This window comes from Agrobacterium sp. 22117 (assembly GCF_052045735.1).
Classification (GTDB): Bacteria; Pseudomonadota; Alphaproteobacteria; order Rhizobiales; family Rhizobiaceae; genus Agrobacterium; species Agrobacterium cavarae.
The window spans coordinates 46,952-61,950 of sequence record NZ_JBQEPP010000008.1 but is presented as its reverse complement, the minus strand read 5'-3'; the positions used below and the strand labels follow the sequence as shown (position 1 = coordinate 61,950).

Genomic DNA, 14,999 nt, shown 5'->3' with positions numbered 1-14,999 from the left:
TTGAGAACCCCAGGGCTCGCAATCGCTCGTCTGCCGCTGCCGAAAAATTGCTTGAAGCTTTGAGAATGTTGACCCCGCAGCACGAATGGTGTTCTAGACTACCGATAAGAGCATGTCTCGTAAAAAGCAGGCAGAGGTTTTGCCGTTACGGGGCCATGCGTTAGAACAAGAAACTTGAAGGGCCCGGGTTCTGTATGAGAGACCGCGGCACACTTCAGGACAAGGGATGGGTTATGTCGGCTATCGATCTGGAAGCGATCATCAGCGATACGCAGGATGGCAAGAAACAGGAACTGCGCCTGTGGCTGCGCTTGCTGTCTACGACCAAACTCATCTCCCAGGAAATCCGTCGCCGCCTGCGCCGCGAATTCGGCGCCACGCTGCCGCAGTTCGATCTCCTCTCGCAGCTCTACCGCGAAAACGACGGCCTGCGGCTTGGCGAACTCTCCAAGCGCACGATGGTCACCAACGGCAATATCACCGGTCTGGTGGAGCGGCTGGAAGCAGACGGCCTCGTCATCCGCGAACGCCTCCCCGACGACCGCCGCGTCATCGTCGCCCACCTCACCGACAAGGGCCGCACAACCTTCGACGCCATGGCAAAGGCCCATGACGGCTGGCTGAAGGACATGATGGCCGACGTGGATCCCATCGTCATCTCGGGGCTGATTACGCATGTCGGGCAGGTGAAGCAGTCGACGCGGAATCATCTTTCGGGGGATGATGGAGATGAGGAGTGAGTTTCCGCGCCTGTAAGATGTCGCGCTAGTCACAGTGCCCTGGACGTCGGACATGGTCGAGGTGACTACGGAATAAATCGAGAGAAGCCGGTCTCGTCCCTCAAACTCGACTACTGCTTTTCTTCTGCGGTCGGTTCGCGTGCATTGCCTTCCATGGCCTGAAGGGCTCCGTCTGCAGCCTTGCGCGCTTCTTCTTTCGCTATGCGCAGCCTTTCATTCAAGTCAGATTGCTCTGCGTGCGTTCTTTCCGGATACGCTCCCTGCGCCCGTTCGCCACTGGGAAGCAAGCTTACGGTGTTGAGCAGGTTAATCATGAAGGCTATCGCTGCGCAAATGAGGAATATGAGGACGAAACCCATCCGCCCTTTCATTATCCCTTTCTGCATTAACACCTCGTCTTCAACCCCAATGGAGATTTGAGTTTATCTGGAACTGCACCAGGAGCGAGGCGGTGGTTTCCATTGGTCGTCAGCTTTACACTCACGGTCGCGTAGCGGGTCCCCAAAATCCTCGAAGACCCGCGCTGCAGGTAGAGAAAGCGAAGATTTACTGTGGCTTCTTCTGCTTGCTAGCTTCGACAGTCTTCGCACCCAGAGTAGGAGCGGCAGGCGGTGGGGCCTTGTCCTTCTTGGGTTTGCGGATTTCCTTGTTGCTTCTCACTTGACCCTTAGCCATTGGAATCTCCTCTTCAAAAGAAGAAACTGCCGCTCTTTGCGACTGAATAGCAAGAGAAATCGGAGCGATGTCGCAGACATCAGTACCAAATGAGGCGTACTCTATCTAACGGGATCAAAATGGATTTCTGAGAATTTGGTGGAGCTAAGCGGGATCGAACCGCTGACCTCTTGCATGCCATGCAAGCGCTCTCCCAGCTGAGCTATAGCCCCATAAGGGTTCCGGTATGTTTGATCCGGTTCCGGGAACCGAAGCGGTTGTTTCCGTTCGGTGGCGGCTTGATACTTCTCATGAATGAAGATGGCAAGCCGAAAAGTTCGCCCGGCAACATTTTTTTGCGGCCGGGCGAAAAAACTTTGGAAAATCAGGACTCTTCGTCGTCGCCGCCGACGCCGATGATGCCGGAGACGTCGTCATCGTCGTCATCTTCATCGGCTTCGAGGAAGGTGTCATCATCATCGTCCAGTTCGACATCGTCATCGCCGATATCATCAGGAACTTCGTCGTTGGTATTGTCGCCATCGGCGTCTTCCAGCGAAACGAGTTCGACGTCCGTGCTTTCGGTATCGACTTCCTGTACGTCCTCTTCCTCGGCCTGTTCCATCTTGGCCTGAGCCGTCGTTTCCTCGAAGAAGGAAAGCGGCCAGGACTTGCCGGTGTAAGGAGAGACAACCGGGTCGCGGTTCAGGTCGTAGAATTTCTTGCCGGTATCGGGGTCGGTGCGCTTGGTTCCAAGTTCCGCTTTTGCCACTGTCAAAGCCTCGAATTTTTGAATGAGTTCGGTCTTAACGCCGTGAATTCGGCAGTAGACGGTAAATTTATAGCCGGTCCCCTTAATCCCTGGCGTGGTGCCTGTCAAAGATAAACTGCATGGGATTACGGGGGTGGAAGTTTTCGGCCGCTCTCGGGGTGAATGCTCGCATTCTTTGTGATAAAGCCCGCAGCCGAGACAAACGTCCATTCGAGATTTTATCCCCATGACTTTTATTATCGCCATCGATGGTCCCGCGGCCGCAGGCAAGGGTACGCTTTCGCGCAAGATCGCCGAGGTTTACGGCTTCCATCACCTCGATACCGGCCTGACCTACCGCGCCACCGCCAAGGCACTTCTTGATGCGGGCAAACCTCTGGATGATGAGGCGATTGCGGAAGAGACCGCACTCCACCTCGATCTCGCCGGACTGGATCGCTCGGTTCTTTCGCGACATGAGGTGGGCGAGGCGGCCTCGAAGATTGCAGTCATGCCCGCCGTGCGGCGCGCGCTGGTGACGGCGCAGCGTGCCTTTTCAACGCGTGAGCCCGGCACGGTTCTGGATGGGCGCGATATCGGCACGGTTGTCTGCCCGGAGGCGCCGGTGAAGCTTTACGTGACGGCCTCGCCCGAAATCCGCGCCAGGAGACGTTATGACGAGATTGTCGCGGGCGGCGGTACTGCCGATTACGAGGCGATTTTCGCAGATGTGAAGAAGCGTGACGAGCGGGACATGGGCCGGTCTGATAGTCCTTTGAAACCAGCAGAAGACGCGCACTTGCTTGATACGTCGGAAATGAGTATAGAGGCGGCGTTTCAAGCGGCAAAAGCGATTATCGATGCCGCGCTGAAGAAATGAGAATTGCACGGGAACCGGCAGGTCCGATTTCCGTTCTGGAATGTCCCGAAAGCATGCCCTGCGCCGGAAAGCCTTGCACGACAAGGCGGGCATGGATTTCGGGAATGATCAACGCAAACCCCCGGCGCTTGTGTGTCCCTTGATGAAACGGACACTTCAGGAGATTTAATGTCTGTAGCTACCCCCACGCGCGACGATTTCGCAGCCCTGCTCGAAGAGTCCTTTGCTTCCAACGACCTGGCCGAAGGCTACGTTGCCAAGGGCATCGTAACGGCCATCGAAAAGGATGTCGCGATTGTTGACGTTGGCCTCAAGGTCGAAGGCCGCGTTCCGCTCAAGGAATTCGGTGCCAAGTCCAAGGACGGCACGCTGAAAGTCGGCGACGAAGTCGAAGTTTATGTCGAGCGCATCGAAAACGCTCTGGGCGAAGCCGTTCTGTCGCGCGAGAAGGCTCGCCGCGAAGAGAGCTGGGTCAAGCTCGAAGCCAAGTTCGAAGCCGGCGAGCGCGTTGAAGGCGTTATCTTCAACCAGGTCAAGGGCGGCTTCACGGTCGATCTCGACGGCGCTGTTGCCTTCCTTCCGCGTTCGCAGGTCGACATTCGTCCGATCCGCGACGTAACGCCTCTGATGCACAACCCGCAGCCCTTCGAAATCCTCAAGATGGACAAGCGTCGCGGCAACATCGTCGTTTCGCGCCGTACGGTTCTCGAAGAGTCGCGTGCCGAGCAGCGTTCTGAAATCGTTCAGAACCTCGAAGAAGGCCAGGTTGTTGACGGCGTCGTCAAGAACATCACCGATTACGGTGCGTTCGTTGACCTCGGCGGCATCGACGGCCTGCTGCACGTCACCGACATGGCATGGCGCCGCGTCAACCATCCTTCGGAAATCCTCAACATTGGCCAGCAGGTCAAGGTTCAGATCATCCGCATCAACCAGGAAACCCACCGTATCTCGCTCGGCATGAAGCAGCTCGAGTCCGATCCGTGGGATGGCATCTCCGCCAAGTACCCGGTTGGCAAGAAGATCTCCGGTACGGTCACGAACATCACCGACTACGGTGCATTCGTCGAGCTGGAGCCGGGCATCGAAGGCCTGATCCACATTTCCGAAATGTCCTGGACCAAGAAGAACGTACATCCCGGCAAGATCCTGTCCACGAGCCAGGAAGTCGACGTTGTCGTTCTCGAAGTCGATCCGTCCAAGCGCCGTATCTCGCTCGGCCTCAAGCAGACGCTGGAAAACCCATGGCAGGCATTTGCCTACAGCCATCCGGCCGGCACTGAAGTTGAAGGCGAAGTCAAGAACAAGACCGAATTCGGCCTGTTCATTGGCCTCGAAGGCGATGTCGACGGCATGGTTCACCTGTCGGATCTCGACTGGAACCGTCCGGGCGAGCAGGTCATCGAAGAGTTCAACAAGGGCGACGTCGTCAAGGCTGTCGTTCTGGACGTTGACGTCGAGAAGGAGCGTATCTCTCTCGGTATCAAGCAGCTCGGCAAGGATTCCGTCGGCGAAGCTGCAACGTCTGGCGAACTGCGCAAGAACGCTGTCGTTTCCGCTGAAGTCATCGGCGTCAACGAAGGCGGCATCGAAGTGAAGCTCGTCAACCACGAAGACATCACCTCCTTCATCCGCCGCAACGACCTGGCACGCGATCGTGACGATCAGCGTCCTGAGCGTTTCTCGGTTGGTCAGGTTCTCGACGCCCGCGTCGTCAACTTCTCCAAGAAGGATCGCAAGGTCATGCTTTCGATCAAGGCTCTGGAAATCGCAGAAGAGAAGGAAGCCGTCGCTCAGTTCGGTTCGTCCGACTCCGGCGCGTCTCTCGGCGATATCCTTGGCGCGGCTCTGAAGAACCGCGGCGAGTAATCGTCAGCCTCTAAAGCTTAAAGAACCCGCTGGAGCGATCCGGCGGGTTTTTTGTTGCGGTTATTTCCAGCTGTCAGGGCGGCAAGACGCAATTCGTGGCGCCCTCGCGAGCAGATCAGGCGAAGTTGCCCATTCGCAGATAGTAGGATTCGGCGTCGCCCACCCGGCCATCTTCGCGCGCGCCATCAGAAACCGAGTGATCGACCGGCTCATCATTGGCGGCCACGCGCTCTTCCTGGCCGGATAGATCGTCTGGATGATCTTGCTTCGCGTCGTTCTGGTCTGTCTGGCCATGTCCGGCCTGTTCGCCGGCTTCGCCTTCGCCTTCTCCTTCAGAGGAGGGCCAGCGACCGCGCGGCGGTGCCTCTTCATCGCGCTTCTGCTCCTCGATCGGGTAGTTGACAAAGGGAAGCGGTGTGCCGGGCTTTGTCACCAGCGAGGCGACGGCGGATTGAAGTGCCGCCTGCTCGAAGACGAGGGTTTTTCCGTCGGCGGCGACCGAAGTGCGGGCAGCTATTTGTGCTTCTGGGCGCAGGATCCCGGTGGCCGTCTCTTCACTCGGTGCCTCGGTGGCGTGCACCTGCGGCTGTCCGGTTGTCATGACCTGCTGCTTTTTTGTGGCCTCGGTATCGGAGGCTTCTTCGTGCGGTGGGACTGGCAGCGTGGAAGCTGTGTCTGCGAGCGGATCGGCACGCTCAGGCAGTCTGCCGAGCAGTACAGCCAATAGCAGTTTCTCCATGTCCTGCGGGCTCGCACCACGAATCTGCGCCGCAATCGTCGCCGCGTCCGCTTTCAAGAACGAGGCGAGAGCAGCATCATCCATCGTACCATCTGGCATCACCATCGGTAGCTCCACACTCGGCGGAAGCGCGATGGATGATCCGGCGTTGCTGGATAGAGCGGGTGGCGGAGACGCCTGCGCTTGGGGTACTGGCAGGGAAGCTTGAGGCGCGCCAGGGGCTGCGGGAGTGGAGGCCGTCGCTGACGTGGTATTCTGGGGACGAAGGAGAGGCGACTGCGCCGTCGGCGTTGCAGATACCTCTGTCGACGTCTGAGCTGAATTGGATGTCGAAGAGGGAACCTCGTCTATCACGTCCCCTGTTGGCACCGGCGTGGGGGCCACAGGTTTGCCTGGCGAAGAGACCCTTTGGTCCAGGGAAAGCGGCGGTCGAGGACCCTGCAAGGCGGGGGCCGGCACCTTGATCGGCAGAGGAGTAAGGGATGGGCTGTCGGGCATAAGATCCTGAAGATAGGGCGGCAGCGCCACCTTCACGCCATCCTTCGACTGGCCGACACGCGCCAGTTCCAGCATGACCGCCAGTCTTGCAGCATTGGGTCCGGCGTTGTTTTTCAAAATGTCCAGCATGAGCGCAATCGTCATGCCTTTCAGCAGCTTTCCCAGTTGCTGTTCAAGTGCGGCTTTCTGCGCCAATGGGAGAGATTGGAGGGCCGAGGTGAGACGGTTCACATAGGCTTCGGCATCTTCCCCCTCCAGGCGCTCCATTCCCAGAAGCGAGCCCAGAACCTCTGTCAGCACCGTTCCAGTGCGGTGAAGCTCCGCTTCGCCGGAGACGGCGCGTGCCGCGACGACCGGGGGATTGGGTGAGGTATCGGAAATGGCCTGCGGGACATTTGGCTGATTGACCGGCGAACTGACCGCGTCCTGCTTCTGCCCCGCAGTCTGCGAGGAAAATTCTCCTGCTGTGACGGCACTGACGGGCGGCAACATGGTGCGCTCTTCCTTCGGTCCGAAGCGCGTTGATCCGCTGTCATCGCGTCGCAGCTTTGATGCTCAGGGATGCGCTCGATCCGTTGCTCGTCATCCGCACCGCCGGGGAATGATGTCCAAAGCCCACCCTTCGAAAGCAGGCGAACGAATCATTAAGAGCAATCATGACGGGGAATCGTTAATCGACTGCTAACCATACGTGTGGCGTCGCCACGGACCGCCTCAGCTATGGGCGAAGATGTCTGTATCGTCCCAGCCGAGAAGATCGAGCTTTGCGCGTGTGGGCAGGAAGGCGAAGCAGGCGGTGGCGTGGTCGTAGCGGCCGTCACGGATCAGCCGGTGGGTGAGCTTGTCGCGAAGCGCATGCAGGTGAAGAACATCGGATGCGGCGTATTCGAGCTGCGCCGGGGAGAGCGCCTCAGCCGCCCAGTCGGAGGATTGCTGTGCCTTGGAGATGTCGATCTCCAGCATCTCTTTCAGATTGTCCTTCAAACCGTGCCGGTCCGTATAGGTGCGGCAAAGCCTGGACGCGATCTTGGTGCAGAAGACCGGCGTCGTCGTCACGCCGAAAGTGTGGAACAGCACGGCGATATCGAAGCGGCCGTAATGGAAGATTTTTTCGCGGCTCGGATCCTCCAGCATGGCGACGAGGTTTGGCGCTTCCTTCTGCCCGGCGGCAATGCGTACGACGTCGGCCGTGCCGTCGCCGGGTGAAAGCTGTACGACACACAGCCTGTCGCGACGCGGCACCAAACCGAGCGTTTCCGTATCGACGGCGATTGCGCCTGTATAGCGCGCGGCATCGCTCGCAGAGATGTCGCCTTCATGATAGCGGATCTTGGCAGCCATTTGGTACTCCGGTTACGCGTCTTCCGGTTCCGGCTATAGCGCAAAGTGGCTGCTGGCGATACCGCTTTTGGCCCTGGAGCGCGGTAGGGTGCCACTGGACGCGCCAAGGACGCTCATTTTTTTTGACTAGTCGCATCCTGTCATTGCGAAAATCGATCTCGATTTTCGGGCCGATGCTCCAGGCGCTCTTGCCTCGTCAGGCGGTCGCGGTCTAGGTTGACATCAAATTCCTGCCAATGACGAAATTCCCATATCCATGACCAAGAAAATCTATCTCGCGGGACCTGAGGTCTTTCTCTCCAACGCGCGCGACATGCTGGATGCGAAGGCACAGCTTGCCCGAGACGCCGGCTTCACCCCACTGTCTCCCGGCGATCTTGAAATTCCGCCCGCCGACACAAAGACCGGCCACGGCTGCAATATCAACGCTATCGATGAGCATATGATGCTTGAGGCGGACGCTGTCATTGCCAACCTGACGCCCTTCCGGGGAATTGCCGCCGATGTCGGTACGAGCTTCGAGCTCGGCTTCATGTGCGCTCTCGGCAAGCCGGTGTTCGCCTATACCAATATGGCGAAGAATCATTTTACCCGGATCCACGATCACTATGCCGGCGATGTCTCGCTCAGCGATGATGGGCGTTACAGAGGACCCGACGGGCTTTCCGTCGAGAACTTCGACATGGTCGATAACCTCATGCTTCATGGCAGCATCCTGCGCCGGGGCGGGGCCATCATCGTTGGAGATGCGGCACCTGAGGAACTCTATACCGATCTGGCGGCATTCAAAGAGTGCCTGAAGCTTGCCGCGGCAAAGCTTCTTTAAACAGCACCATCAAGCGGAGAGCAGATATGACAGCCACGATTCTTATCACCGGAGCGACCTCTGGCTTCGGCCTTTCCACCGCGCGTCTCTTTGCAAGCCATGGCTGGAAGGTGATCGGCACCGGCCGCCGCGCCGAGCGTCTCCAAGACCTGAAAGATGAACTCGGATCGTCCTTCCACGGTCTGGCCTTCGACATCACCGATCAGGAGGCGATGCGTTCGGCTTTCGCTGAATTGCCGCAGGAGTTTTCTGCAATCGACGTCCTAGTCAACAATGCCGGTCTGGCCCTTGGAACGGCACCTGCGCCGCAAGTGCCGCTCCAGGACTGGCACACCATGGTCAACACCAATATTACGGGACTGTTGAACATCACACACCACTTGCTGCCGACGCTGATCGAACGCCGCGGCATCGTCGTCAATCTTTCCTCGGTCGCGGCGAGCTGGCCCTATGCCGGCGGCAATGTCTATGCCGGTACCAAGGCGTTCCTGCGCCAGTTTTCGCTTGGGCTACGATCGGATCTTCATGGCAAAGGCGTGCGCGTCACATCCATCGAGCCCGGCATGTGCGAAACCGAGTTCACGCTGGTGCGCACCGGCGGCAACCAGCAGGCATCCGACACGCTTTACAAAGGCGTCAACCCGATCCTGCCGGAGGATATTGCGAACACCATTCACTGGGTGGTGTCTCAGCCGAAGCATATCAACATCAACGCCATCGAGTTGATGCCGGTGAATCAGTCCTTCGCAGGCTTCCAGGTCCATCGCGACACGCAGTGATCAAAAAAACGTCATAGTAAAAGCAGTTATGCAATTTATGCATTGCTGCCCTGCGAGTGTCGCGCTTTTCAGCGCCGGGTAACGGGAGTATATATTGATCATCGAAACGACGCACTCCTCCTCCCAGCGTCGTTCGATGTGGATTGGCGATACTCCTCCTCCCAATTGCCAATCAAGTTCAAAGCCTGCCGCACCTCCTCCCGCGGCAGGCTTTTTCTTTTCTGGATACCTCTTCGATATCTAGTTTTGCCTTCCAGGCGCGATCGCCGGCTCACGAGAGGTGGTTGCCGCATCCTGCTTTAAGAAAACCGAGTCCGACTTTCGGGCCGATGCTGTAAGGCTTCCCCACCTCGTTTCCTGTCGATATGTCACTCGGCTGCGGTCTTCAGGCACCCATCGATGATGGTGCGGATTTCCGCCCGGCAGGAGCCGCAATTGGTGCCGGCGCTGACGCAGGCGCCCACCGCCTCGACTGTGTGGCAGCCCTCGCGGATCGCGCTGGTGATCTGGTTGATGCCGACATTGAAGCAGGAGCAGACGGTGGCGCCTGGATCGGGTCTGCCGCCACCCGGCCTGCCAGCGACGAGCGCGAAGCGGTTGCGTAGATCCTCATGCGGCTCTTTCAACTGAGCGACCGCCCAGTTTCGCGCAACGGCGACGGGCGCAGCTGCGATAAACAGCGTTGCCACTAACTTATCTTCGTCAAAAAAGGCGAGCCGAATGTCACCGGTTCGATTGTCGGTATAGCCGAGCGGTTCGATGCGGGCGTCGATCCCGAAGATTTTTCTGCTCCAGGATATCCAGTCATCCGGCAGCGTATCGAAGGCAAGCTCCAGACGATAGCCGCCCTCGGCCTTGGCGAGAGCCCAGTAGGCGCAGTCGGGTTTTTGCGGAGTCGTGGCAGTCACTGCAAAGGCATAGGCCTTTGCTTGAAAGCGGCGCGCCGTAACGGCGACATTCTTCGATGCCGGCTGTCCGGAGAAGGGATCTGTGGTGGGTGGCACCAGCCTGTCAATCCGGGCATTGGCGGCGAACTGATCGTTCCAGTGCATCGGCACGAAGAGGCTGCCGCGTGCCTGCCTGTCGGTGATGAGCGCGCGCAGGATCACCGTGCCGAGTGGGCTTTCCACCTCCACCAGATCGGCACTCTCAATCCCCGCTTCCATCGCATCGCGGGGGTGAAACTCGACGAAAGGTTCGGCCAGATGTGAGGATAGCCGGGCGCTTTTTCCCGTGCGTGTCATGGTGTGCCACTGATCGCGGATGCGGCCCGTATTGAGCGTCAGAGGATAGTCGGCGCTCGTGCGGCTTGTCTGCGGCAGCGCTGTGGAGACGAAACGCGCCTTTCTATCCGCATGGAAGAATTTTCCATCGGCGAAGAAGCGCGTCGTGTGGGGGCGCTCGCCGGAGCGCTGTGGCCAGTTGAAGGGTGCCAGATCGTCATAGGCCGGTTGCCCGATCTCGGCAAATGCGCCGATATCGAAATCACGGCTGCCATTATTTTCGAAGGCCGAGAGGCTGGCATGTTCGGCGAAAATCTCCGTGGGATTGGCATAGGTGAACGCATCGGCGTAGCCCATGCGCTTGCCGACTTCGGCAAATTGCCACCAGTCTGCTTTCGCCTCGCCTGGCGCCGGAAGGTAGCCGCGCTGGCGGGAGATGCGCCGTTCCGAATTGGTGACGGTGCCGTCCTTCTCGCCCCAGCCGAGTGATGGCAGCAGCACATGCCCATGGCGTGCCGTATCGGTCGTCGCCATGATGTCGGAGACGACAACGAAGGGACATTGCTTCAGCGCCGCTTCCACGGCCCCGGCATCGGGCATGGAGACTGCCGGATTGGTCGCCATGATCCAGAGCGCCTTGATGCGACCATCGGCCACCGCCTGGAAAAGTTCGACGGCTTTGAGGCCGGGCTTACTCGCAATTGTCGGCGCTTTCCAGAAGCGCTGCACCTGGTCGCGGTCCTCGGCGCTTTCGATGGCCATATGGGCGGCGAGCATATTGGCAAGACCACCCACCTCGCGCCCGCCCATGGCATTGGGCTGACCGGTCAGCGAAAACGGCCCCGCGCCGGGCTTGCCGATACGCCCTGTCGCCAGATGGCAGTTGATGATGGCGTTGACCTTGTCGGTACCGCTGGACGACTGGTTGACGCCTTGGCTGTAGCAGGTGACGACGTTTTCGGTGCGCTCGAAAAGTTCATAGAAGCGGGTAAGCTCGGCGAGGCTGAGACCCGTCGCCTCGACCAAGCTGGCAAGGCTGATGTCAGAGGCGGTTCGGACGGCTTCCTCGAAACCCTGCGTGTGGCTTTCGATATAGGTCTTGTCGAGCGTCGCTCCCTTGGCCAGATGCGCCAGCAGGCCGGTAAAAAGCGCCACATCCCCATCCGGCTTGATGGCAAGATGCATATCGGCAATGTCGCAGGTCATGGTGCGGCGTGGGTCTATCACCACCACCTTCATGTCCGGCCGCTCGGCCTTGGCCGCTACAAGGCGCTGATAGATGACCGGGTGACACCAGGCGAGATTGGAGCCGGTCAGGATGACGAGATCGGCGAGAAACAGATCCTCGTAGACACCTGGAACCGTGTCCGAGCCGAAGGCGCGGCGATGGCCTGCGACGGAGGACGACATGCAAAGCCGCGAATTGGTGTCGATATTGGCCGAGCCAATGAAGCCCTTCATCAGCTTGTTGGCGAGATAGTAGTCCTCCGTCAGCAATTGCCCGGAGACATAGAAGGCGACCGAATCCGGTCCATAGGTCGCGATCGCTTCGGAAAATTTCGAGGCCACGAGATCAAGTGCCTCATCCCAGTTCACTCGTTCACCGCCGACTTGCGGGTAAAGCAGCCGGTCGTCGAGATCGAGCGTTTCGCCAAGTGCCGATCCTTTGGAACAGAGCCGACCGTAATTGGCCGGATGATCCGGATCGCCCTTCACCGAAACGCCACCATCATCATCGACCTTCGCGATGACGCCGCAGCCGACGCCGCAATAGGGACAGGTGGTTTTGACCTCTTGTGCCATGCTTACTCCGCCGCGATCATCATGCTTTCAAGCGCAATAGACAGGTTGCCATCGATGTTGCGCACGGGGATGGTGCGCACCGCACCCTCGTCGGCGCCTTCGGCCTTGCCGGTTTCCAGCGAAATGACCCAGTTATGCAAAGGGCAGGTCACCGACGCGCCGTGAACGATGCCTTGAGAGAGCGGCCCGCCCTTGTGAGGGCAGTGATCTTCGATGGCATAGACGTCGTTATCGGCCGTGCGGAACACCGCAATCTTGCCCATCGGCGTCTTTACGCAGCGCGCGCCGCGCAGTGGAATGTCAGAGATATTGCCGATTTCGACCCAGTTCATCGTCGTCATCCTGTGTCCGGTTGAAGGTTTTGGGATGGGGCGACATCTCCTCCATGTCGCCCCACCACCGAGCGCTATGCACCGATGGCTTTCAAAGCCCCGGTCACTCTGCGGCTTGATTGAAGCCGATGGTCGCCATCGGCTTGAACTCGTGCTTGTGTTCGCCGGACACACGCTCCGACCAGGGATCGACCTGGGCGAATTTCTGGCTGAAGACAAAGCGCTCGTAGAAGCCCTTGCGTTTGTCGGCGTCATCCATGATCTGGCGGCGGATTTCGTCGTAGCCGATGCGCTTTGCCCACTTGTAGATGCGCTCAAGATAGCGGGCCTGTTCGCGGTACATTTGCGTCAGCGCCACGATATGCTCCAGCGCCTCATCCGCAGTCTTCACCAGACCGAGAATTTCAGTACCTTTGATGTCGAGGCCCGCAGCTCCGGCAAAATGGATTTCGAAGCCGGAGTCTACGCAGATCACACCGATATCCTTGCAAGTGGCTTCCGCGCAGTTGCGCGGACAGCCCGAAACGGCAAGCTTCAGCTTGGCTGGTGTCCACGAGCCCCACATGAACTTTTCAATGCGAATGCCAAGCCCGGTGGAATCCTGCGTGCCGAAGCGGCACCATTGCTCGCCCACACAGGTTTTGACGGTGCGCAGGCCCTTGGCATAGGCCTGGCCAGAGATGAAGCCAGCCTTGCCGAGATCGGCCCAGACGGCGGGCAGGTCTTCCTTCTCGATGCCGAGAAGATCGATACGCTGGCCGCCGGTCACCTTCACCAGCGGGATCTCGAACTTGTCGACGACATCGGCGATGGCGCGCAACTCACCTGCATTGGTCACGCCGCCCCACATGCGCGGAACGACGGAATAGGTGCCATCCTTCTGGATGTTGGCGTGAACGCGCTCATTGATGAAGCGGGACTGATAGTCATCCGCATATTCATCCGGCCAGTCGCAGACGAGGTAATAGTTGAGCGCCGGACGGCATTTGGCGCAGCCGCAGGAGGTCTTCCATTCCAGTTCCTGCATGACGGCAGGAATGGTCTTCAGCCCCTTGGCCTTGATCAGACGGCGCACATCGTCATGGCCGAGATCGGTGCATTTGCACATGGGCTGCACCGCTGTGGGATTGTAGCTGTCGCCGAGCGTCAGCGTCATCAGCTGCTCGACCAGCCCGGTGCAGTTGCCACAGGAGGCCGAGGCCTTGGTGTGAGCGCGCACATCGTCAAGCGAGGTCAGGCCCTTGCCGGTGATGGTGGAGGTGATTTTTCCCTTGCAAACGCCGTTGCAGCCGCAGATTTCCGCATCATCCGGCAAGGCTGCAACGGCCGCCATAGGGTCCAGGGGGGAGCCCCCCTGATAGGACTGGCCGAAAATCAGTGTTTCGCGCATCTCTGTGATGTCCGCGCCCTTTTTCATCAGGTCGAAGAACCACGAACCGTCCGAGGTCTCACCATAGAGGACCGCGCCGATGATACGATTGTCCTTGAGAATCAGGCGTTTGTAGACGCCCGCCGTCGCGTCGCGCAGCACGATCTCTTCACGGTCATCGCCCTCGGCAAAATCGCCTGCGGAGAAGAGGTTGATGCCAGTCACCTTGAGCTTCGTATTGGTGACCGAGCCGTGATACTCGGACTGGCCGCCGATCAGACGGTCGGCCAAAACTCTGGCACTTTCGTAAAGTGGCGCGACGAGACCATAGCAGATGCCGCGATGCTCGGCGCATTCGCCGAGCGCGTAGATTGAGGAGTCCGACGTCATCATGCCATCATCGACGACGATACCGCGATTGACGGCAAGACCTGCTTCCTTGGCAAGGCCGGAGGCCGGGCGAATGCCGACTGCCATGACCACCATGGTCCCTTCGATGACGCGGCCATCTTCCAGCTCGATGCCCTCGACTTTGTCTTCGCCGAGAATGCGCTTGGTGTTGGCCTTGGTGATGATGTCGATGCCACGTTCGGTCAGCGCTTTTTCCAGAAGATAGGCCGCTGCCGGATCGAGTTGGCGCTCCATGATGGTCGGCATCAGGTGAATGACGGTGACGTCCATGCCCTGACGCTTCAGTCCATAGGCCGCTTCGAGACCAAGAAGACCGGCGCCGATGACGATGGCACGGCCCTTGCCGCCGGCGATCTCCAGCATCTTCGTTACGTCATCGAGATCACGGTAAGCGAGAACGCCTGGCAACTGGTGCCCGGGAACCGGAATGATGAAGGGCGAGGAGCCCGTGGCGATCACCAGCTTGTCGTAAGAGGCGGTGATGCCGTTTTCGCTGGTGACGGTTTTGCGCTCGCGGTCGATATGGCTGACCTTCGCGCCCTTGTGAAGGGTCACACCATGGGCTGCATACCAGTCGTCATTGTGAATGACGATGTCCTCATAGGCCTTTTCACCGGAGAGAACCGGCGAGAGCATGATGCGGTCATAATTGACGCGCGGTTCGGCATTGAAGATCGTGACGTCGAAGACACCGGGAGCGGTCTCGAAGAGGTTCTCCAGCATGCGGCCCGGCGCCATGCCGTTGCCGATGATGACGAGTTTCTGGGGCTTTGTTTCGGACATG

The 14,999-nt window shown here is 59.1% G+C and carries 13 protein-coding genes and 1 tRNA gene; 5 read left to right on the top strand and 9 right to left on the bottom strand.

The window, feature by feature from the left end; all coding sequences use genetic code 11:
- Nucleotides 1-233 precede the first annotated feature (233 nt).
- Nucleotides 234-740, top strand: a complete 507-nt coding sequence (locus ACTJKV_RS21100; protein ID WP_062445119.1) for a MarR family winged helix-turn-helix transcriptional regulator — start codon at nucleotides 234-236, stop codon at nucleotides 738-740.
- Between the two features lie 110 nt (nucleotides 741-850).
- Here the strand turns inward: ACTJKV_RS21100 and ACTJKV_RS21095 are convergent, their stop codons facing one another.
- The 4 genes from ACTJKV_RS21095 to ACTJKV_RS21080 form a co-directional block, all read right to left on the bottom strand.
- Nucleotides 851-1,099 carry a hypothetical protein gene (locus ACTJKV_RS21095; RefSeq protein WP_440599413.1) on the bottom strand — a complete coding sequence of 83 codons (249 nt, stop codon included), beginning with the start codon at nucleotides 1,097-1,099 and terminating at the stop codon, nucleotides 851-853.
- A gap of 187 nt (nucleotides 1,100-1,286) precedes the next feature.
- Nucleotides 1,287-1,415, bottom strand: a complete 129-nt coding sequence (locus tag ACTJKV_RS21090; RefSeq protein WP_440599412.1) for a hypothetical protein — start codon at nucleotides 1,413-1,415, stop codon at nucleotides 1,287-1,289.
- Between the two features lie 136 nt (nucleotides 1,416-1,551).
- Nucleotides 1,552-1,627: transfer RNA gene (locus tag ACTJKV_RS21085), tRNA-Ala, on the bottom strand.
- A 152-nt stretch (nucleotides 1,628-1,779) separates the two neighbouring features.
- The gene (locus tag ACTJKV_RS21080) at nucleotides 1,780-2,166 is read right to left on the bottom strand and encodes a TIGR02300 family protein (protein ID WP_062427762.1); all 387 of its coding nucleotides are present in this window, start codon (nucleotides 2,164-2,166) and stop codon (nucleotides 1,780-1,782) included.
- A 226-nt stretch (nucleotides 2,167-2,392) separates the two neighbouring features.
- On the opposite strand from ACTJKV_RS21080, the gene cmk reads away from it, so the two are divergent.
- Together cmk and rpsA are read left to right on the top strand one after the other, a co-directional pair.
- Nucleotides 2,393-3,025 (top strand): (d)CMP kinase, encoded by a 633-nt coding sequence (cmk, locus tag ACTJKV_RS21075; protein WP_113226416.1) that lies wholly within the window; start codon nucleotides 2,393-2,395, stop codon nucleotides 3,023-3,025.
- 168 nt (nucleotides 3,026-3,193) lie between these two features.
- Nucleotides 3,194-4,894 carry a 30S ribosomal protein S1 gene (gene rpsA / locus ACTJKV_RS21070; protein WP_062427705.1) on the top strand — a complete coding sequence of 567 codons (1,701 nt, stop codon included), beginning with the start codon at nucleotides 3,194-3,196 and terminating at the stop codon, nucleotides 4,892-4,894.
- Nucleotides 4,895-5,009: 115 nt separating this feature from the next.
- Here the strand turns inward: rpsA and ACTJKV_RS21065 are convergent, their stop codons facing one another.
- Both ACTJKV_RS21065 and ACTJKV_RS21060 read right to left on the bottom strand, forming a co-directional pair.
- Nucleotides 5,010-6,623: a hypothetical protein gene (locus tag ACTJKV_RS21065; RefSeq protein WP_440599411.1), complete on the bottom strand. Its 1,614-nt coding sequence runs from the start codon at nucleotides 6,621-6,623 to the stop codon at nucleotides 5,010-5,012.
- 222 nt (nucleotides 6,624-6,845) lie between these two features.
- Nucleotides 6,846-7,472: a ribonuclease D gene (locus ACTJKV_RS21060; RefSeq protein WP_313057310.1), complete on the bottom strand. Its 627-nt coding sequence runs from the start codon at nucleotides 7,470-7,472 to the stop codon at nucleotides 6,846-6,848.
- A gap of 256 nt (nucleotides 7,473-7,728) precedes the next feature.
- Here ACTJKV_RS21060 and ACTJKV_RS21055 point away from each other — a divergent pair, with 256 nt between their 5' ends.
- Both ACTJKV_RS21055 and ACTJKV_RS21050 read left to right on the top strand, forming a co-directional pair.
- Nucleotides 7,729-8,298 carry a nucleoside 2-deoxyribosyltransferase gene (locus tag ACTJKV_RS21055; RefSeq protein WP_112956930.1) on the top strand — a complete coding sequence of 190 codons (570 nt, stop codon included), beginning with the start codon at nucleotides 7,729-7,731 and terminating at the stop codon, nucleotides 8,296-8,298.
- 26 nt (nucleotides 8,299-8,324) lie between these two features.
- Nucleotides 8,325-9,077 carry an SDR family oxidoreductase gene (locus tag ACTJKV_RS21050; RefSeq protein WP_062427709.1) on the top strand — a complete coding sequence of 251 codons (753 nt, stop codon included), beginning with the start codon at nucleotides 8,325-8,327 and terminating at the stop codon, nucleotides 9,075-9,077.
- A 368-nt stretch (nucleotides 9,078-9,445) separates the two neighbouring features.
- Here ACTJKV_RS21050 and ACTJKV_RS21045 read toward each other — a convergent pair whose 3' ends face one another.
- From ACTJKV_RS21045 to nirB, 3 genes are all read right to left on the bottom strand, one after another.
- Nucleotides 9,446-12,103: a nitrate reductase gene (locus ACTJKV_RS21045; RefSeq protein WP_440599410.1), complete on the bottom strand. Its 2,658-nt coding sequence runs from the start codon at nucleotides 12,101-12,103 to the stop codon at nucleotides 9,446-9,448.
- Between the two features lie 2 nt (nucleotides 12,104-12,105).
- A complete protein-coding gene (gene nirD / locus ACTJKV_RS21040; protein WP_440599409.1) occupies nucleotides 12,106-12,435 on the bottom strand; it encodes a nitrite reductase small subunit NirD in 330 nt (109 codons plus the stop codon).
- A gap of 103 nt (nucleotides 12,436-12,538) precedes the next feature.
- Nucleotides 12,539-14,998 carry a nitrite reductase large subunit NirB gene (nirB, locus tag ACTJKV_RS21035; RefSeq protein ID WP_153312812.1) on the bottom strand — a complete coding sequence of 820 codons (2,460 nt, stop codon included), beginning with the start codon at nucleotides 14,996-14,998 and terminating at the stop codon, nucleotides 12,539-12,541.
- Nucleotide 14,999: the final 1 nt, after the last annotated feature.

What these genes read in the sequence shown, in the direction of transcription:
- ACTJKV_RS21100 (WP_062445119.1), top strand. Translation starts at nt 234, where the DNA reads ATGTCGGCTATCGATCTGGAAGCGATCATCAGCGATACGCAGGATGGC.
- ACTJKV_RS21095 (WP_440599413.1), bottom strand. Translation starts at nt 1,099, where the DNA reads ATGGGTTTCGTCCTCATATTCCTCATTTGCGCAGCGATAGCCTTCATG.
- ACTJKV_RS21090 (WP_440599412.1), bottom strand. Translation starts at nt 1,415, where the DNA reads ATGGCTAAGGGTCAAGTGAGAAGCAACAAGGAAATCCGCAAACCCAAG.
- cmk (WP_113226416.1), top strand. Translation starts at nt 2,393, where the DNA reads ATGACTTTTATTATCGCCATCGATGGTCCCGCGGCCGCAGGCAAGGGT.
- rpsA (WP_062427705.1), top strand. Translation starts at nt 3,194, where the DNA reads ATGTCTGTAGCTACCCCCACGCGCGACGATTTCGCAGCCCTGCTCGAA.
- ACTJKV_RS21065 (WP_440599411.1), bottom strand. Translation starts at nt 6,623, where the DNA reads ATGTTGCCGCCCGTCAGTGCCGTCACAGCAGGAGAATTTTCCTCGCAG.
- ACTJKV_RS21060 (WP_313057310.1), bottom strand. Translation starts at nt 7,472, where the DNA reads ATGGCTGCCAAGATCCGCTATCATGAAGGCGACATCTCTGCGAGCGAT.
- ACTJKV_RS21055 (WP_112956930.1), top strand. Translation starts at nt 7,729, where the DNA reads ATGACCAAGAAAATCTATCTCGCGGGACCTGAGGTCTTTCTCTCCAAC.
- ACTJKV_RS21050 (WP_062427709.1), top strand. Translation starts at nt 8,325, where the DNA reads ATGACAGCCACGATTCTTATCACCGGAGCGACCTCTGGCTTCGGCCTT.
- ACTJKV_RS21045 (WP_440599410.1), bottom strand. Translation starts at nt 12,103, where the DNA reads ATGGCACAAGAGGTCAAAACCACCTGTCCCTATTGCGGCGTCGGCTGC.
- nirD (WP_440599409.1), bottom strand. Translation starts at nt 12,435, where the DNA reads ATGAACTGGGTCGAAATCGGCAATATCTCTGACATTCCACTGCGCGGC.
- nirB (WP_153312812.1), bottom strand. Translation starts at nt 14,998, where the DNA reads ATGTCCGAAACAAAGCCCCAGAAACTCGTCATCATCGGCAACGGCATG.